Origin of the sequence: Micromonospora peucetia (assembly GCF_900091625.1) — a bacterium.
Lineage (GTDB): Bacteria > Actinomycetota > Actinomycetes > Mycobacteriales > Micromonosporaceae > Micromonospora > Micromonospora peucetia.
The window spans coordinates 6,732,056-6,748,262 of the sequence record NZ_FMIC01000002.1 but is presented as its reverse complement, the minus strand read 5'-3'; the positions used below and the strand labels follow the sequence as shown (position 1 = coordinate 6,748,262).

The following is a 16,207-nucleotide window of genomic DNA, read 5'->3' as shown; positions in this document are numbered from 1 at the left end:
GCGTGAAGATCCTGCGCTAAGCTGTACCGGCTGCCGCGGGGAGATTCGCGCGGGAGTATCGGGACGTGGCGCAGCTTGGTAGCGCACTTGACTGGGGGTCAAGGGGTCGTCGGTTCGAATCCGGCCGTCCCGACGGGTATTGAGCAGGGCACCCACAAGATCATCGATGATCTTGTGGTCACGGACGTGGTCACAGTGATCGCTACGGTTGAACCGTAGGTCTCACGTCGTGACCACGGGGGTGTCCTCATGACCGTCAGCAGCTACCGTCTCGCGAGTAAGAAGACGGCCTGGTACTACGTCATCGATCTGCCGGCAGGGCAGGACGGGAAACGGCGCCAGCAGAAGCGCCGAGGTTTCCCCAGTCAGAAAGCCGCAGCGGCTGCCGAGAAGGCCGCGCTGCAGTCCTTCGGGCATGCAGGCCTGGCCGCCGACGGCAGCGTCGCCGCTGAACTGCAGGGCTGGCTGGACGAACGTGAACTCGACGTCGAAGAAACCACGCTGTGCAACTACCGTGACCTCATCCGGTGCTACGTCAATCCACACATCGGCTCTCGGCAGCTCTACGCCTTGGACAAGCGCGTCATCCACGAGTTCTACAAGACGCTGCTCCGCTCGGGCAACAAGAAAGGCGGACCGCTGTCGGCCACGACCGTCCGCATTGTCCATCGGGTCCTCATGAAGGCCCTCAAGGACCTCGGTATCAGCATCGAAGGTGTGCGTCAGCCCAAGAAGGTTCAGCGGCCGACGATGGGCCGCAAAGGTGTGTGGACGGCACCACAAGCCGCCGTCTTCCTGAAGTTCCACGTGACGCATCGACTTCACGCGGCCTGGGTGCTCGCTGTCGTACTGGGCATGCGGCGCGGTGAGCTGGCCGGCTTGAAATGGGCGAGGCTTGACCTTGCGCGTGGAGTTCTGTTCGTGGACTGGCAACGGACGACGACGAGCGCGGGCGTGGTGGAGAAGAGCCCGAAGGGCAGGAGTACGCGACCCATCGCGATCGGAGGCCTCGTTGTCGCGGTTCTCGAAGCTCATCACGAAGCACAGTTGGCCGAGAAGGCTGCGGCGGGCATTGCCTATCAGGATCTGGGCTACGTCTTCTGCCGGGAGGATGGCAAGCCGTACTACCCGAAGTACTTCACCGACAAGTGGGAGCTCGCGTGCCGGGCGGCAGGCCTGCCTGTGATTGCTTTGCACGATGCGCGTCACACGTCGGCTACCGCCGGGGCGGATGGGGGCGTGCCTGAGCACGTGATGCAACATCGGCTCGGTCACGCCGAGGGTCGGATGACCAGAATGGTCTACACCCACGTCCTTCCGGACGCCGAACGAAGAGCAGCCGAACTCATGGAGAATGCCCTGCTGTCGGGAGGGTGAGTGCCGCGCATCGGGCCCAAGCATGCCCGTCGCCTGGACAGGTTCCACAAGGCGATCCTGTCGCTGCATGCGAAGGTCTGATACCGGGGAGATCCCAGCGCACCTGGCTACTCCTGCCGGCGGCGGACGGTTGTGGCGGGCGCGGAGAGTAATTGGTAGGCGGATATGTGAACGTGGTTGGTGTGGGATCACCCCCGAGTGCGCGGGGAGCAGTCACCGGCCGGGCTGCTGGATTCCTTGCAGGCCGGATCACCCCCGCGTGCGCGGGGAGCAGGGGGAACGGCATCCGCAGGCCAACCCGTGGGCGGGATCACCCCCGCGTGCGCGGGGAGCAGGACTTCGATCTGTGGCGCAACATCCAACGCGAGGGATCACCCCCGCGTGCGCGGGGAGCAGCAGGACCACGACACGGCGGGGCGTCGGCGGGAGGGATCACCCCCGCGTGCGCGGGGAGCAGGTAGCGGGCATACACCGGGCCGGGCCTGAACAGGGATCACCCCCTCGTGCGCGGGGAGCAGAGCATGGCCATGTTCTTGCGACCCGCCTCGGTGGGATCACCCCCGCGTGCGCGGGGAGCAGGCCCGAAGTCCCCGCGACCAGCGGATAGCCGACGGATCACCCCCCGCGTGCGCGGGGAGCAGACGAACCGCTCAGCCATCCGCGCGTGTCCCTGCGGATCACCCCCGCGTGCGCGGGGAGCAGGGCTCCAGGTGCCACGGGTTGACGCAGAGGGTGGGATCACCCCCGCGTGCGCGGGGAGCAGTTGTTGCTCCCATGCGGCCGGACGGATGGCGTCGGATCACCCCCCCGCGCGCGGGGAGCAGTTCCCACGACCGTCCGGTGGGGTGGGTGGTGCCGGGATCACCCCCGCGTGCGCGGGGAGCAGGCGAGCGCGCCCGACGCCCCCAGTGGCGGCATGGGATCACCCCCGCGTGCGCGGGGAGCAGGCCGAGCCGACCCTGAACGGGGCCTTCGACGCGGGATCACCCCCGCGTGCGCGGGGAGCAGTCACCACCCAGCCGCACAAGCGGGTTGATGACGGGATCACCCCCGCGTGCGCGGGGAGCAGTACAACGGCCGTATCTGGCACAAGCGGGACGGCGGATCACCCCCGCGTGCGCGGGGAGCAGGGCCTGCGGGCGGAGCGGCAGGCCGTGATCTCGGGATCACCCCCGCGTGCGCGGGGAGCAGGGCATCACGCGGGCCAAGGAGCGCGCCGACGAGGGATCACCCCCGCGTGCGCGGGGAGCAGCACCGGCGTCTTCACGGCGTGCGGGGCGTCCGGGGATCACCCCCGCGTGCGCGGGGAGCAGGCCACCGCCAGGGGGATCGGCACACTCACGGCGGGATCACCCCCGCGTGCGCGGGGAGCAGAAAATGCCGTCCTCGACGGCCGCCCGGACGGCCGGATCACCCCCGCGTGCGCGGGGAGCAGGCGAGCGCGCCCGACGCCCCCAGTGGCGGCATGGGATCACCCCCGCGTGCGCGGGGAGCAGGCCGGGCCGACCCTGAACGGGGCCTTCGACGCGGGATCACCCCCGCGTGCGCGGGGAGCAGTCACCACCCAGCCGCACAAGCGGGTTGATGACGGGATCACCCCCGCGTGCGCGGGGAGCAGTACAACGGCCGTATCTGGCACAAGCGGGACGGCGGATCACCCCCGCGTGCGCGGGGAGCAGGGCCTGCGGGCGGAGCGGCAGGCCGTGATCTCGGGATCACCCCCGCGTGCGCGGGGAGCAGGCCACCGCCAGGGGGATCGGCACACTCACGGCGGGATCACCCCCGCGTGCGCGGGGAGCAGAAAATGCCGTCCTCGACGGCCGCCCGGACGGCCGGATCACCCCCGCGTGCGCGGGGAGCAGGTAGGCCAGCAGATTGCCGTGGTCCTCCACCAGGGATCACCCCCGCGTGCGCGGGGAGCAGGTGCGGCCGGTGGGTCGGCGGGTCTTGTCGCTGGGATCACCCCCGCGTGCGCGGGGAGCAGAGAACGATGCGGTGGTTGAGGGCACGTGCCCACGGATCACCCCCGCGTGCGCGGGGAGCAGTTCGGCAGCAGCTCGTCGACGGGCTGCGGGTACGGATCACCCCCGCGTGCGCGGGGAGCAGGTCTCCGAGATCGCCGTCAAGCTCGGCCTGACCGGATCACCCCCGCGTGCGCGGGGAGCAGACCGCACCCGTTCACGTCGCCACACACCCCGACGGATCACCCCCGCGTGCGCGGGGAGCAGGGTGGACAGCACCTGACCCACCAGCCCCGCGAGGGATCACCCCCGCGTGCGCGGGGAGCAGGAGGGTTTCAGCCCGAATCGACCGTCATTGACAGGATCACCCCCGCGTGCGCGGGGAGCAGGGGTTGGCGCGGTAGACCACGGCGGGCCCCCCGGGATCACCCCCGCGTGCGCGGGGAGCAGCGGTCGGCGAGGGGGCCGACACGACCACTCCGGGGATCACCCCCGCGTGCGCGGGGAGCAGAGCGACCGCACCTCCGCCAGGGCGTCCCGCGAGGGATCACCCCCGCGTGCGCGGGGAGCAGTCCTGCCGGCGGCGCTCGATCTGCGCCAGCCGGGGATCACCCCCGCGTGCGCGGGGAGCAGGGGCTTGTCAGCCTGCCTAAGGGACGTCTCGTAACTGGGTCTCGCGTCCATCGTGGATCATGGTGGGGTGCAGGTGATCTCGGCAGCCCGTCCGGAGTGGGTCTTTCCGTTCACCGGGTTGCAGCCCGCCCAGTTCCGCAGGCTGGTCCGGCTGGTCGCCGAGCGCGGCGGTGACGGCATCGCCGACGGCCGGCCGGGCCGGCAGTGGGCCCTCGACCTCCCGGATCGGGTGTTGCTGGTGGCCGCCTACTGGCGTACGAACCTGACGATGCGGCAGATCGGCCCGCTGTTCGGGGTGTCGCACTCCGCGGCGCACCGGGTCATCGACACCCTCGCGCCGCTACTGGCCCTGGCACCAGTGCGTAAACGGCCGGTCGAACAGATCGCCATCGTCGACGGCACCCTGATCCCCACCCGCGATCACCGCCTGGCCGCCCGCAGCAAGAACTACCGCTACTCGACGAACCTGCAGGTCGCCATCGACGCCAGCACCCGCCTGGTCATCGCCGTTGGCGATCCGCAGCCGGGCAACCGCAACGACACGATCGTCTACCGCACCTCAGACATCGACCAGAAGCTGAACGGGCGGCCGGTGATGGCCGACGGCGGCTACCGAGGTAACCCCGAGGTGATCATGCCGTACCGCAAGCCCGCCGACGGCAGCTCGCTGCCGACCTGGAAGGAAGCCCTCAACGTCGAACACCGCACCGTCCGAGCGGGGGTCGAACACGCCCTGGCCAGGATGAAGTGCTTCAAGATCCTGCGCGACTACCGCCGCGCCGCCCACACATTGGCCGACGCCGCTTCCGGCATCGCCAACCTCCACAACATCATCCTCGCCGGCTGACCGCCGACCCCGTCCCAGGCAACGCCTTCACCCAGTTACGAGACGTCCCTTAGGTACCCACTACAGGGATCACCCCCGCGTGCGCGGGGAGCAGTTCCACACGCCCGTGATGTCGTGTCCCCACGCCGGATCACCCCCGCGTGCGCGGGGAGCAGACCGGGGTGTACATCGACAGGCCCTCACCCGGGGGATCACCCCCGCGTGCGCGGGGAGCAGGAGGATTCGACCAGCATCGCCGACTACGGACGTGGATCACCCCCGCGTGCGCGGGGAGCAGGTACCGGCTGGTGCGGTCGATGATGACTGTGCCGGATCACCCCCGCGTGCGCGGGGAGCAGACGCCAGCACCGAGGCGGAAATGCAGGCGGCGGGGATCACCCCCGCGTGCGCGGGGAGCAGCAGGCCGGCCATGGCCGATCCGCCCGCGAGCGGGGATCACCCCCGCGTGCGCGGGGAGCAGACGTGCTCCGACAGGGTGTCGCCCGGCTTCGAGGGATCACCCCCGCGTGCGCGGGGAGCAGGACCTTCAACCGCGCGCAGGTCGCCCACCTCATGGATCACCCCCGCGTGCGCGGGGAGCAGCTGGTCGTTGGTTTCGCCTTCGAGCGGCCCACCGGATCACCCCCGCGTGCGCGGGGAGCAGCGCTTGCGTGCCTTCCAGTTCTCCCGCTGCGCCGGATCACCCCCGCGTGCGCGGGGAGCAGGCAGCGTCATAGCGGTCGATCACCTGCTCCACCGGATCACCCCCGCGTGCGCGGGGAGCAGAAGTGGGGCAGCGACGACCAGCACGAGGTCAAGGGATCACCCCCGCGTGCGCGGGGAGCAGAACGAAAAGGTGATGACGCCATCCTGCGCCTCGGGATCACCCCCGCGTGCGCGGGGAGCAGCCCGAGCTTTCGGGGGCCTTTTTCTTATCCCTTGGATCACCCCCGCGTGCGCGGGGAGCAGGCTTTCTGACCTGTGGCGCTATAGATCAACTTTCTGGTTTTTGTTCACTTTGGCTCCCAAGATCACCGATCGTGTGGATCGCGCGGGGGTTGGTGCTGTCCGCTCGGGTCAGCCTATCGGTCGGTCATGCTCCTGGGGTTCGTGAATTGCACGCGCGTAACGCGCATTGGACGTAGACGTGAGGTTGGGGGCAGCGGATCGCCCGTAGGACCTCTACGGGTGGTGCGAACACCATTTCACGGTAGATGCTGAGGTGGTTCGTATTGTCACACCCCTCTGGTTTTCTGTCTGGCGTGACCGATTGGGGTGGCCTTAGCGAGACTGCGCGTCTCGTCTGGGGTAAAACGAACCGCGACCGAGGGTTGGTCTGGCTGCCGCTGTTCCGGCACTTCGCTGACAGCTCCGATGTGGCCGGGCTCTTGTGGGACGTCTGGCTGCCGGCCACGGTGCGGCAGCACATCGCCGGGCCGCTTCCCGGCGGCTTTGACGACGGGCGCATCCTGGTGCGTTGGCTCGCCGGCATTCACGACATCGGAAAGGCCACACCCGCTTTTACCTGGCAGGTCGAGCCTTTACGGAAGACGATGCGGGACCACGGTTTCACCTTCGACCGTCAGGTCGAGGCGAGCCGTCTGCTTGCACCGCACGGGGCGGCCGGGCAGGTCGTTCTCACCGACTGGCTGACCGCCCGGCACGGCTGGGACCGGGCGCATGCCGAGACGTACACGGTGGTGGTCGGCGGTCACCACGGGGTCCCGCCGACCGACGCCGATCTGTTGCAGATCCGCGATCGGCCGTACCTGCTCGGTGTGGGCGGGATCTGGCCCGGCGTGCAGGACGAACTACTCGGTTGGATGACCCGTCGCGTTGCCGCCGCTGACCGGCTGGCCGCGTGGCGGGAGGTGATTCTGCCGCAGCCGGTACAGGTGCTGCTAACCGCGATCGTCATCGTCGCCGACTGGATCGCCAGCAATGAGCAGTTCTTCCCGTACGGCTTCCGGCAGGAGGATGCTCCCGATCGGCTTGAGCAGGCGTGGGAGGAGTTGGATCTGCCCACCCCGTGGCAGGCCGTCGACACCGTCAACCTTGACGTGGCAACCTTCTTCTCCCGGCGGTTCGAGATGCCGGCCGGGTCCCAGCCGTACCCGGTGCAGGCGGCGGTGGTGGAGCAGGCCCGCATCATGCCGCTGCCGGGGCTGCTGATCGTCGAGGCGCCGATGGGCGAGGGGAAGACCGAGGCTGCCCTCGCGGCCGTGGAGATCATCGCCGCACGTACCGGGGCGGGCGGGTGCTTTGTGGCGCTGCCCACCAGGGCGACGAGTGACGCGATGTTCAGCCGGGTGCTTGGCTGGTTGAGCCGGCTGCCGGACGCTGACCGCGGCCGGGGTGCCCGGGATGCGGCGGTGGCTCACGGCAAGGCGATTCTCAACGACGAACACTCTCGCCTCTATCGCGGTGTGCTGCCCAGCGCCATCGGGGTGGACGAGGGTGGCACGGCCACCGCCGCGCACGGCTGGCTGGCCGGGCGTAAGCGGAAGATGCTGTCGAGCTTCGTGGTCGGCACCGTCGACCAGTTGCTCTTCGCCGCGTTGCAGGCCCGTCACGTGGCATTGCGGCATCTTGGTCTGGCCGGCAAGGTGGTTGTCATCGATGAGGCCCACGCCTACGACGTCTACATGAGCCAGTATCTCGACCGGGCCCTGGAGTGGCTGGGCGCGCACGGCGTACCGGTGGTCATTCTCTCCGCGACCCTCCCGGCTCGTCGGCGGGCGGACATGATGCGGGCGTACGACATCGGCCGGCTCGGCCCCCGCCGAGGTGTACGCCGCCGGCATCGGTCCGGTGTGGGGGGCGGCGAAATCGCCGACGAGTATCAGGTGCTCCGCGACGAGCAACGGTATCCGCTGCTCAGCGTCTCGGGCGTGGACCGGGTGCCGGCCGTGGCCGGGTGCGAGGCGTCCGGCCGGAGCTTCGACGTACGGCTGGAACGCACGGACGACGACCTGGCCGTCCTCGCCGACCGACTCCGGACCGACCTCGCCGACGGCGGATGTGTCCTGGTCATCCGCAACACCGTCGCCCGCGTGCTGGAAACCGCCGACGAGTTGCGGAGGCAACTTGGTCCGGGAATCCCGGTCAGCGTGGCGCATTCCCGCTTCATGGCCGCTGATCGGGCCGCCAAGGACACCTGGCTACGGGACACCTTCGGTCCGCCCGAGCATCTCGCGAAGCTGGGACGGACCCGGCCCACCTGCCACGTCGTCGTCGCCAGCCAGGTCGCCGAGCAGTCCCTGGACATCGACTTCGACCTGCTGGTGACCGACCTGGCACCGGTGGACCTGATCTTGCAACGACTCGGACGCCTGCACCGGCACCGGCGTTCCGGCCGCCCCGCCGGGTTGGCACAGCCCCGCTGTTTGGTGACCGGCGCCGACTGGACGACGGTCCCGCCCACCCCGGTCCCCGGGTCGGCCAGGGTGTATCAGCACCACGCCCTGCTCCGGGCCGCCGCCGTCCTGCTGCCGCATCTCGACGGCGGCCGGGCACTGGGCCTGCCGCAGGACATCGCCCCCCTGGTGCAGACCGCGTACGGCACCGGGCCGGTGGGTCCGCCGTCGTGGCAGGCAGCACTGGCCGAGGCGGCGATCCAGGCCGACGACCGCGCCGAGGCGGCGCGCAAACGGGCGGACACCTTCCGGGTCGGGCCGGTCCGGGCGCCGGGGGCGAGCCTGGTGAGCTGGCTCGACTCCAGCGTGGGCGACAGCGAGGCCGCGAACGGCAACGAGCGGCGTGGGCGGGCCCACGTCCGTGACGACGGGGCCGAGGCGCTGGAGGTGCTGATCCTGATACGCCGAGGCGAAAAGCTGGTGACCCCGCCGTGGCTCGACCGGGGCGGTGACGTCGAGGTGCCGATCGACTTCGAGGCACCTCGAACGGTGGCTCGCACCATGCTGCGCTGTGCCCTGCCACTGCCGCGAGCGGTAACCGTCAACGGGGGCATCGATCGGGTCATCGCCGAACTGGAGCAGCGGAACACGTTCCCGGCCTGGGAGAAGGACCGGCTTCTCGGCGGGGAATTGATCCTTGACCTCGACGAACAGGGCCGAAGTCGGCTCACCGACTTCGGCCTGACCTACGACCAGGACAGCGGTCTACGGGTCGAGAAGGTCGGCCGGTGAGTGATCAGCCGCCGACTGTCCGATACCGGACAAGAGCCGGCGAAGCAGGCCGGTTCGGCGCGGGTGGGCGTCACTGCCGCCGCGCTGACCTGCCGAAACCCTGCATACGCAGGGAGCACGGCGAATATCCGTAGCGAAAACGGATCACCCCGCTGTAAGGCGGGAACGGTTAGAGTCCCTCGGTCGAGCTATTCGTAGTGAAAACTTCGTCTATCCCGTCTCTGCTGGTCAACGCGACGGAGAATGCTCATGTCGGAACCTACGCCCTCCTTTTCCCTGATCGGGCAACCCTGGATCCCGGTGCTCGACCTGGCCGGCCGCCGTCGCCTGACTTCCCTCCCCGAGTTGTTCGCCCAGGCGGCGGAGCTGCGAGCCGTCGCCGGTGACCTGCCGACGCAGACGTCCGCGATCTTAAGACTCCTGCTCGCCGTCCTGCACCGCGCAGTCGGCGGCCCCGAGGACGAACGCGCCTGGCAGGATCTGTGGCGGCAGCCCGGCCTGCCGGCCGGCGACATCGCCAGCTACCTCGACGAATACCGGGACCGCTTCGACCTGCTACACCCGGTCACGCCGTTCTATCAGGTCGCCGGCCTGCGCACGCAGAAGCAGAACGACGTGTTCGGCCTGCAACGGTTCATCGCCGACGTGCCGAACAACGCGCCATACCTGACCACCCGGCTGGGACCCGGCCTGGAACGGCTGACCCTGGCGGAGGCCGCCGTGTGGCTGGTGCACTGCCAGGCGTACGACACCTCCGGCATCAAGTCCGGGGCGGTCGGCGACGACCGGGTCAGCGGCGGCAAGGGCTACCCCATCGGCCCCGCGTCCGGTGGCTCCCTGGGCCTGATCTACCTCGAAGGCCGGACGCTTCGCGAGACCCTGCTGCTCAACCTCGTCCCCCTCGACAGCGCCTATCTCCAGCAGGATCCCGAGCGTGACTCCCCGGTCTGGGAACGCGACCCGCATGGCCCGGCCGAGGAGGGCGAGCGGGAGCGGGGTCCACACGGCGTGCTCAACCTCTACACCTGGCAGTCCCGGCGGATCCGGCTCTTCGGCGACCAGACCGGCATCACCGGCGCCATGATCGCCAACGGTGACCGGATCGCCTGGACGAATCTGCACCGCCAGGAACCGATGAGCGGCTGGCGGCGTAGCCCCAACCAGGAGAAAAAGCTCGGGCTCCCCGTCGTCTACCTGCCCGGCCTGCATGACCACACCCGGGCCCTCTGGCGCGGGCTGGACCGGCTGTTGCCGGCGCGTGCCGAGAAACCGGGTGCCGACGCTCCGGCCCGGCGCCCACCGGCGGTCAGCCAGTGGCTGGCCCGGCTGCGGATCAAAGGGCTGATCGACGATCGATACCGGGTCACCACCCGCGCGGTCGGCGTCGTCTACGGCAACAACATGTCGGTGGTGGACGAGATCTACCACGACGGGCTGACCATGACCGTGCAGGCATTCGACCCGGCCGGTCCGCTCACCACCACCATCGTCGACGGCGCGGCCGACGCCGAGGCCGCCGTCAAGGTCCTGCGCGGGCTCGCCGCCAACCTCTGCCGGGCCGGTGGCGGGTACGGGGACAGGTCCGAAGACCCCCCGGCCATTGCCGCGGACCGGGCCGCCGAACTCGCCTACGCCGAACTGGACGTCCTGTTCCGGCAGTGGCTGGCCGGCCTCGGCCCGGCCGACGACCCGACGCAGGCCCGCATCCAGTGGCAGACGCAGGTGAGGCGATGCGTCTGGAGCCTCGGCAGCAACCTGGTCGAGTGGTCCGGACCGCAGGCTTGGGCCGGCCGCTACGTGGATTCGGAAAAGAAAAAGCACCTCAGCAGCCCACTGGCCGACAGGTTCTTTCGCGACGCCATGCGCCGGGCGCTGCCGCTTGCCACCACCCTCGCCACCCCGTCCGCTTCCCAGGAGGTGCCGGCGTGACCGTTACAGTCCCCGCCGACAACGACAGCCCCACCGTCCGCCATGCCCGTCGCCGAGGCCCCTTCGGCGGGTACGTCGCCGCGAAGGTCGCGGGATTGCAGGACGGCTACCTGAGGGAATCCAGCTCCGCCGTGGCCGTCCTGGCCCGGCTGCGTCGCGCGGTCGGCCGGGAACCTGCCGCCGACTTCACGATCCTGGAACAGACCCGGGTGACGGAGGACCACCTCGACCAGGGGTGGCTCAGCGACGACACCGTGACCCACACCGAACAGGCCATGCACACCGTGCTCACCCTGTACGCGGTGCACCAGCAGTCGATCCGCGATCTTCCCATGCATCAGGACGGCATCGGCCTGGGTGCGGCGGTCAGCCTGCTGGCCCGGCAGTCCGCCAGCGCCGAGGCCGTACACCGTCGCTTCGCCGCCCTCGGCACCGCTACCACGTACCCCTCCGCCACCACCCACCTGCGCAGCCTGGTCCGGCTCCTGCGGGACAAGCGGATACCCCTCGACTACGGGGTGCTCGCCGAGGATCTGGTTGCTCTGCAGAAGCCGTGGGGGCCGGCCCAAGTTCGCGGCCGGTGGGGCCGCGACTTCTACCGCCAGCCCGATCCCAAGGACCGCCACGAGGCCAACGCCACCGACCCGGCACCCAACCAGACCGCCACCGAGGAGTGACCATGACCCGGACCATCCTGGACGTCCACATCCTGCACACCCTGCCGCCGAGCAACGTCAACAGGGACGACTCCGGCTCCCCCAAGACCGCCACCTATGGCGGGGTCCGCCGGGCCCGGGTCTCGTCCCAGGCGTGGAAGCGGGCGGTGCGGCTGGCGTTCGCCGACTCTCTCGACGACGCCCAGCTCGGCGAGCGCACCAAGCGTGTCGGGGAAGCCGTCGCCGCCCGGATCGCCGACCTCGACCCCGAGCTGAAGGACAAGGCCTCCGTCCTGGCGGCAGAGGTCCTCAAGGCCGCCGGCCTGGTGAAGAAGGAAGCAGCAGCCAAGAAGGAGGCGGCGGCGAAGAAGGGCAAGGAGCCGGGGCAAGGCACCGATGTCGAGTCCGGCTATCTCCTCTTCCTCAGCCACCGCCAGCAGGAGAACCTGGCGCGGGCCGCGATCGAGGCCGAGCGGACCGGTGCGAAGCTCGACGCCAAGCAGCTCCAGAAGCTGGCCGACACCGACCATTCCATCGACATCGCCATGTTCGGCCGGATGGTCGCCGAGGTGCCCGACCTGAACGTCGATGCGGCCGTCCAGGTCGCCCACGCCCTCAGCGTGCACGCCGTCGACAACGAATTCGACTACTACACCGCAGTCGACGACCGTAAGCACGACAACCAGGAAACCGGTGCCGGCATGATCGGCACGATCGAGTTCAACTCCTCCACCCTCTACCGGTACGCCACCGTCGACGTCGACCGGCTGCACGACACCCTCGGCGACCTCGCCGCCACCCGACAGGCCGTGGAGGCGTTCCTGCTCGCCTTTACCACCAGCATGCCGTCCGGCAAGCGGAACACCTTCGCCAACGGCACTCGCCCCGACGCGGTCATGGTGCGGCTGCGCGACACCCAGTCGATCAACCTGGTCGGGGCCTTCGAGGAGCCTGTCCGGGAGAGGCAGTTCGGCGACCGGTCCGGCGTGGTCACCGCCGCCGCCGAGAAGCTCGCCGCGCACACGACCGAGGTCGAGCAGGCGTATGGCGACCCTGCTGTCGCCGCCTGGGTCACCCACGTCGGCAGCCGTACCGCAACCCTGGCACCCCTCGGCGAGGTGCTGCCGCTGCCCGGACTGGTCGACGCTGTCGGGGCGGCGGTCGCCGACCGTCTCGGTACGCCGGCATGAACGTCCTGCTGCTGCGGCTGGCCGGTCCGCTCCAGTCCTGGGGCGCGACCAGCCGCTTCACCCAGCGGCACACCGAGGTCGCCCCCACCAAGAGCGGAGTCATCGGGATGCTGGCCGCAGCCCGGGGACTGCGGCGTACCGACCCCCTTACCGAACTGCTCCGCCTCGACTTCGGGGTTCGGATCGACCAGCCCGGCCAGATACTGCGCGACTTCCAGGTCGCGCGCACCCTCGACGGCCGCGACAGCATGCCGCTGACCCACCGTTACTACCTCTCCGACGCGGTGTTCCTCGCCGCGATCGGCGGTGACCAGACGCTGCTCGACGGGCTGCACGAAGCGGTACGCCGGCCGCACTTCCCGCTCTATCTCGGCCGCCGCTCCTGCCCTCCGGTGGCACCGATCTCCCTCGGCGTCCACTCCGGCACAGTCGCCGAGGTGCTCGGCGACTGGCCGTGGCAGGCATCGAAACGCCTCCGTGAGCGCGGTGAAATGACCGTTCCGCTAGAGGTGCTCAGCGACGCGCCACCCGGGGCGGAAGTCACCGAAACTCTGCCGGACCAGCCGATCAGCTTCGACCCTGCCCACCGGCAGTACGCGTGGCGGGCGGTCATCCGGACCCGGGTCGTCGTGCCGAACCCCGACGGTCGTCCTCCGGTTGCCACCGCAGCCCCCGGCGCCCATGCGCCGGCCTACCACGATCCGCTTGCGGCGCTGTAAGGGATGACGATGTACCTCACCCGATTCCTCGTGAATCCGGCCCGACGGGACGCGCGCAAACTGCTCGCCTCACCGCAGGCAATGCACGCCGCTGTCCTGTCCGGCTTCCCCCGCCTCGAGGACCACACCCGCGACGACGCCCGTACCCTGTGGCGCCTTGACCAGGGACGGGACCGGAAGGTCATGCTCTACGTCGTCAGCCCGACCGCACCCGACCTGACCCACATGGTCGAGCAGGCCGGCTGGCCGAGCAGCGCCGAAACCTGGGAAACCCGACCGTACGCTCGACTGCTCGAATCCCTCGACAAGGGCCAGCGATGGGCCTTCCGGCTCACCGCGAATCCCACCCGGACCGGACGCCGGAACCAGGACACCCCGACGACCCAGCGGTACGGTCATGTCACCCCCGTTCAACAGGTCGAATGGTTGACCAGGCGCACGGAACGCAACGGGTTCACCGTCGTCCGGCAGGCCGACGGGGAACTCAACCTCGTCACCTACAACCGCCAGGTCCACCGCTTCACCCGCAACCACGGTCAACGCCCGGTCACCCTGGTCACGGCCACCTACGACGGCGTTCTCGAAGTCAACGACCCGACCCTGTTCCGGGGCGTACTCACCCGGGGCATCGGGCACGCCCGCGCATACGGCTGTGGGTTGCTGACCCTCGCCCCCGCCGAGGTCGCCCCGTGAAGATCCCCGGCGTGCCGCCGGCCGAGTTGCCGGATCTCAGCCGTGCGCAGGATCGGATCAGCTTCGTCTACCTCGAACGCTGCGTCATCCATCGAGACAGCAACGCGATCACGGCCACCGACGAGAAGGGAATCGTGCACATTCCGGCGGCTACCCTCGGTGCCCTGATGCTCGGGCCGGGCACCAGCATCACGCAGCAGGCGATGATGCTGATCGCCGACAACGGCGCCACCGTCGTCTGGGTCGGCGAGCACGGCGTCCGCTACTACGCGCACGGTCGTACCCTCGCCCGGTCGAGCCGACTCCTCGTAGCCCAGGCCGCCGCCGTGTCGCACCGCGACCGACGGCTCCAGGTCGCGCGAGCGATGTACCGGATGCGGTTCCCCGGCGAGGACACCACCAACCTCACCATGCAGCAGTTGCGTGGCAAGGAGGGTGCGAGGGTACGCCGCTCCTACCGCGAGCACGCCCTGCGGACCGGTGTGGCCTGGAACAACCGTGAGTACGACCCGGACGACTTTTCCGGCAGCGACCCGGTCAATCAGGCGCTGTCAGCGGCTCATGCCTGCCTCTACGGGATAGTGCACGCGGTCATCGTCGCCCTCGGGGCCTCACCCGGACTCGGCTTTGTCCACACCGGCCACGAACGATCATTCGTCTACGACATCGCCGACCTCTACAAGGCCGAGATCACCATCCCGGTTGCCTTCGAGATCGCGGCCAGCGAGTCGACTGACATCGGCGCTGACACACGCCGGGCCGTGCGCGACCGGGTGCACGACGGCGCACTCCTCGGCCGCTGCGCCCGTGACATCCGAAGTCTGCTGCTTACCGACGGATCTGCCGGGCCGATCGACGAGGAAGAGGTCGACGAGCAAGCCGGCAACGACACCGTACGCCTCTGGGACGAAGGCGGTTTCGAGCTGGCCGGTGGCCGGAACTACAGCGGAGACGTGGACTTCTGATGACCGTCATCATCCTCACTGCGTGCCCCGAAGGGCTTCGAGGGCACCTGACGCAGTGGCTACTGGAGATCTCCGCCGGGGTATACGTGGGATACATAAGCAGTCGGATCCGTAGCCGACTCTGGGCCAAGGTCCTCGAAATGGCCGGACCGGGCCGGGCGCTGCTCGTCTATCAACAGCCGGGCGAGCAGCGGCTTTCCTTCAAGGTGCACGACCACCACTGGGAACCCGTAGATTTTGACGGGGTCACGTTGATGCGCCGGCCGACAGAACGGAAGTCGTACAACCCTGCGCTGTCCTCCGGGTGGAGCAAAGCCTCCAAACGCCGCAGGTTTGGCCGCCGGGTCCCAGAAGCCAGCGACGGAGTGCCGACGATCCCCACGCAAAGCGAAGGAAAAAGAAGTAGTTGATTTCTATAGCGTCTCCTGTTAGATGAGATGTGATCATGCCCCGTGCTGGTGCGGAATCTGATCATGAAGACCGATCAATCGGCTGGATAGGACTACGGCCTGCTCGCTGACGACCTGCAGACACTGCGTCTGCCTGCCCGTCGGCCCCAGGTCCAGGCCGCCTGGGACCGGGAGTTCTTCCGCAGCCGGCCCAGCACTGACGCCGTGCACTGCGGCCCGCCACCTGGGATCACCCCGCGTGCGCGGGGAGCAGTCCAATGGGGCCGGTCGCGGTAGATGTAGACCGGGATCACCCCCGCGTGCGCGGGGAGCAGTGAAGGGCGACCAACAGCGAGAAGACGGCTTCGGGATCACCCCCGCGTGCGCGGGGAGCAGTGTGTCGGGACCGGGATCAGACCGGGGGAGAACGGATCACCCCCGCGTGCGCGGGGAGCAGAGGCATCCGCTACGGGCGTCTGCCCCTGTTGCGGGATCACCCCCGCGTGCGCGGGGAGCAGTCGTGGCGCGCCGCCTCGGGCGGGGTCTTGGACGGATCACCCCCGCGTGCGCGGGGAGCAGGCCAGCTTGGCGGCGCCGCGCCGGTGGGTGACCGGATCACCCCCGCGTGCGCGGGGAGCAGCACAAGCCCGGATGCACCCGCTACTTGGCCGACGGATCACCCCCGCGTGCGCGGGGAGCAGCCAGACGCCGCCCGCCCCAC

At 69.5% G+C, this 16,207-nt stretch carries 10 protein-coding genes, 1 tRNA gene and 3 CRISPR repeat arrays (1 of these 14 only partly in view); all 11 genes read left to right on the top strand.

Going from position 1 to position 16,207, the window contains the following annotated elements:
- The first annotated feature begins 59 nt into the window (after positions 1-59).
- Positions 60-133 (top strand) — tRNA-Pro (locus tag GA0070608_RS29445).
- A gap of 116 nt (positions 134-249) precedes the next feature.
- On the top strand, positions 250-1,377 hold the full coding sequence (locus GA0070608_RS29440; RefSeq protein WP_091632686.1) for a tyrosine-type recombinase/integrase: 1,128 nt from the start codon (positions 250-252) through the stop codon (positions 1,375-1,377).
- Positions 1,378-1,562: 185 nt separating this feature from the next.
- A CRISPR array of direct repeats spans positions 1,563-3,971; the repeat unit is 28 nt; unit sequence GGATCACCCCCGCGTGCGCGGGGAGCAG.
- Positions 3,972-4,038: 67 nt separating this feature from the next.
- Positions 4,039-4,818, top strand: a complete 780-nt coding sequence (locus GA0070608_RS29435; protein ID WP_091621200.1) for a transposase family protein — start codon at positions 4,039-4,041, stop codon at positions 4,816-4,818.
- A gap of 65 nt (positions 4,819-4,883) precedes the next feature.
- Positions 4,884-5,766: direct repeats of the CRISPR family, unit length 28 nt; unit sequence GGATCACCCCCGCGTGCGCGGGGAGCAG.
- Positions 5,767-6,059: 293 nt separating this feature from the next.
- Positions 6,060-8,945, top strand: coding sequence for a CRISPR-associated helicase/endonuclease Cas3 (locus GA0070608_RS29430; protein WP_091632683.1), 2,886 nt, complete (start codon positions 6,060-6,062; stop codon positions 8,943-8,945).
- Positions 8,946-9,188: 243 nt separating this feature from the next.
- Positions 9,189-10,874: a type I-E CRISPR-associated protein Cse1/CasA gene (casA, locus tag GA0070608_RS29425; protein WP_091632680.1), complete on the top strand. Its 1,686-nt coding sequence runs from the start codon at positions 9,189-9,191 to the stop codon at positions 10,872-10,874.
- Entirely contained in the window at positions 10,871-11,551 is a 681-nt protein-coding gene (gene casB, locus GA0070608_RS29420) for a type I-E CRISPR-associated protein Cse2/CasB (protein WP_091632676.1), read from the top strand. Before casA ends, casB begins: the two co-directional genes overlap by 4 nt.
- Positions 11,552-11,553: 2 nt before the next feature.
- The gene (gene cas7e, locus GA0070608_RS29415) at positions 11,554-12,720 is read left to right on the top strand and encodes a type I-E CRISPR-associated protein Cas7/Cse4/CasC (protein ID WP_091632671.1); all 1,167 of its coding nucleotides are present in this window, start codon (positions 11,554-11,556) and stop codon (positions 12,718-12,720) included.
- Complete coding sequence (cas5e, locus tag GA0070608_RS29410) at positions 12,717-13,439, top strand: type I-E CRISPR-associated protein Cas5/CasD (RefSeq protein WP_091632668.1); 723 nt, start codon at positions 12,717-12,719, stop codon at positions 13,437-13,439. The genes cas7e and cas5e overlap by 4 nt, the downstream gene beginning before the upstream one ends.
- Before the next feature lie 9 nt (positions 13,440-13,448).
- A complete protein-coding gene (cas6e, locus tag GA0070608_RS29405) occupies positions 13,449-14,132 on the top strand; it encodes a type I-E CRISPR-associated protein Cas6/Cse3/CasE (RefSeq protein ID WP_091636463.1) in 684 nt (227 codons plus the stop codon).
- Positions 14,129-15,097 carry a type I-E CRISPR-associated endonuclease Cas1e gene (gene cas1e / locus GA0070608_RS29400; RefSeq protein WP_091632665.1) on the top strand — a complete coding sequence of 323 codons (969 nt, stop codon included), beginning with the start codon at positions 14,129-14,131 and terminating at the stop codon, positions 15,095-15,097. The genes cas6e and cas1e overlap by 4 nt, the downstream gene beginning before the upstream one ends.
- Entirely contained in the window at positions 15,097-15,507 is a 411-nt protein-coding gene (gene cas2e / locus GA0070608_RS29395; RefSeq protein ID WP_091632662.1) for a type I-E CRISPR-associated endoribonuclease Cas2e, read from the top strand. The genes cas1e and cas2e overlap by 1 nt, the downstream gene beginning before the upstream one ends.
- A gap of 225 nt (positions 15,508-15,732) precedes the next feature.
- Positions 15,733-16,207: a CRISPR direct-repeat array (repeat unit 28 nt; unit sequence GGATCACCCCCGCGTGCGCGGGGAGCAG) (it continues 5,169 nt past the right edge of the window).

Bases quoted from the DNA above. Each gene is read 5' to 3' on its own strand.
- cas6e (WP_091636463.1), top strand. From the start codon at position 13,449: ATGTACCTCACCCGATTCCTCGTGAATCCGGCCCGACGGGACGCGCGC.
- cas2e (WP_091632662.1), top strand. From the start codon at position 15,097: ATGACCGTCATCATCCTCACTGCGTGCCCCGAAGGGCTTCGAGGGCAC.
- casA (WP_091632680.1), top strand. From the start codon at position 9,189: ATGCTCATGTCGGAACCTACGCCCTCCTTTTCCCTGATCGGGCAACCC.
- cas5e (WP_091632668.1), top strand. From the start codon at position 12,717: ATGAACGTCCTGCTGCTGCGGCTGGCCGGTCCGCTCCAGTCCTGGGGC.
- GA0070608_RS29440 (WP_091632686.1), top strand. From the start codon at position 250: ATGACCGTCAGCAGCTACCGTCTCGCGAGTAAGAAGACGGCCTGGTAC.
- cas7e (WP_091632671.1), top strand. From the start codon at position 11,554: ATGACCCGGACCATCCTGGACGTCCACATCCTGCACACCCTGCCGCCG.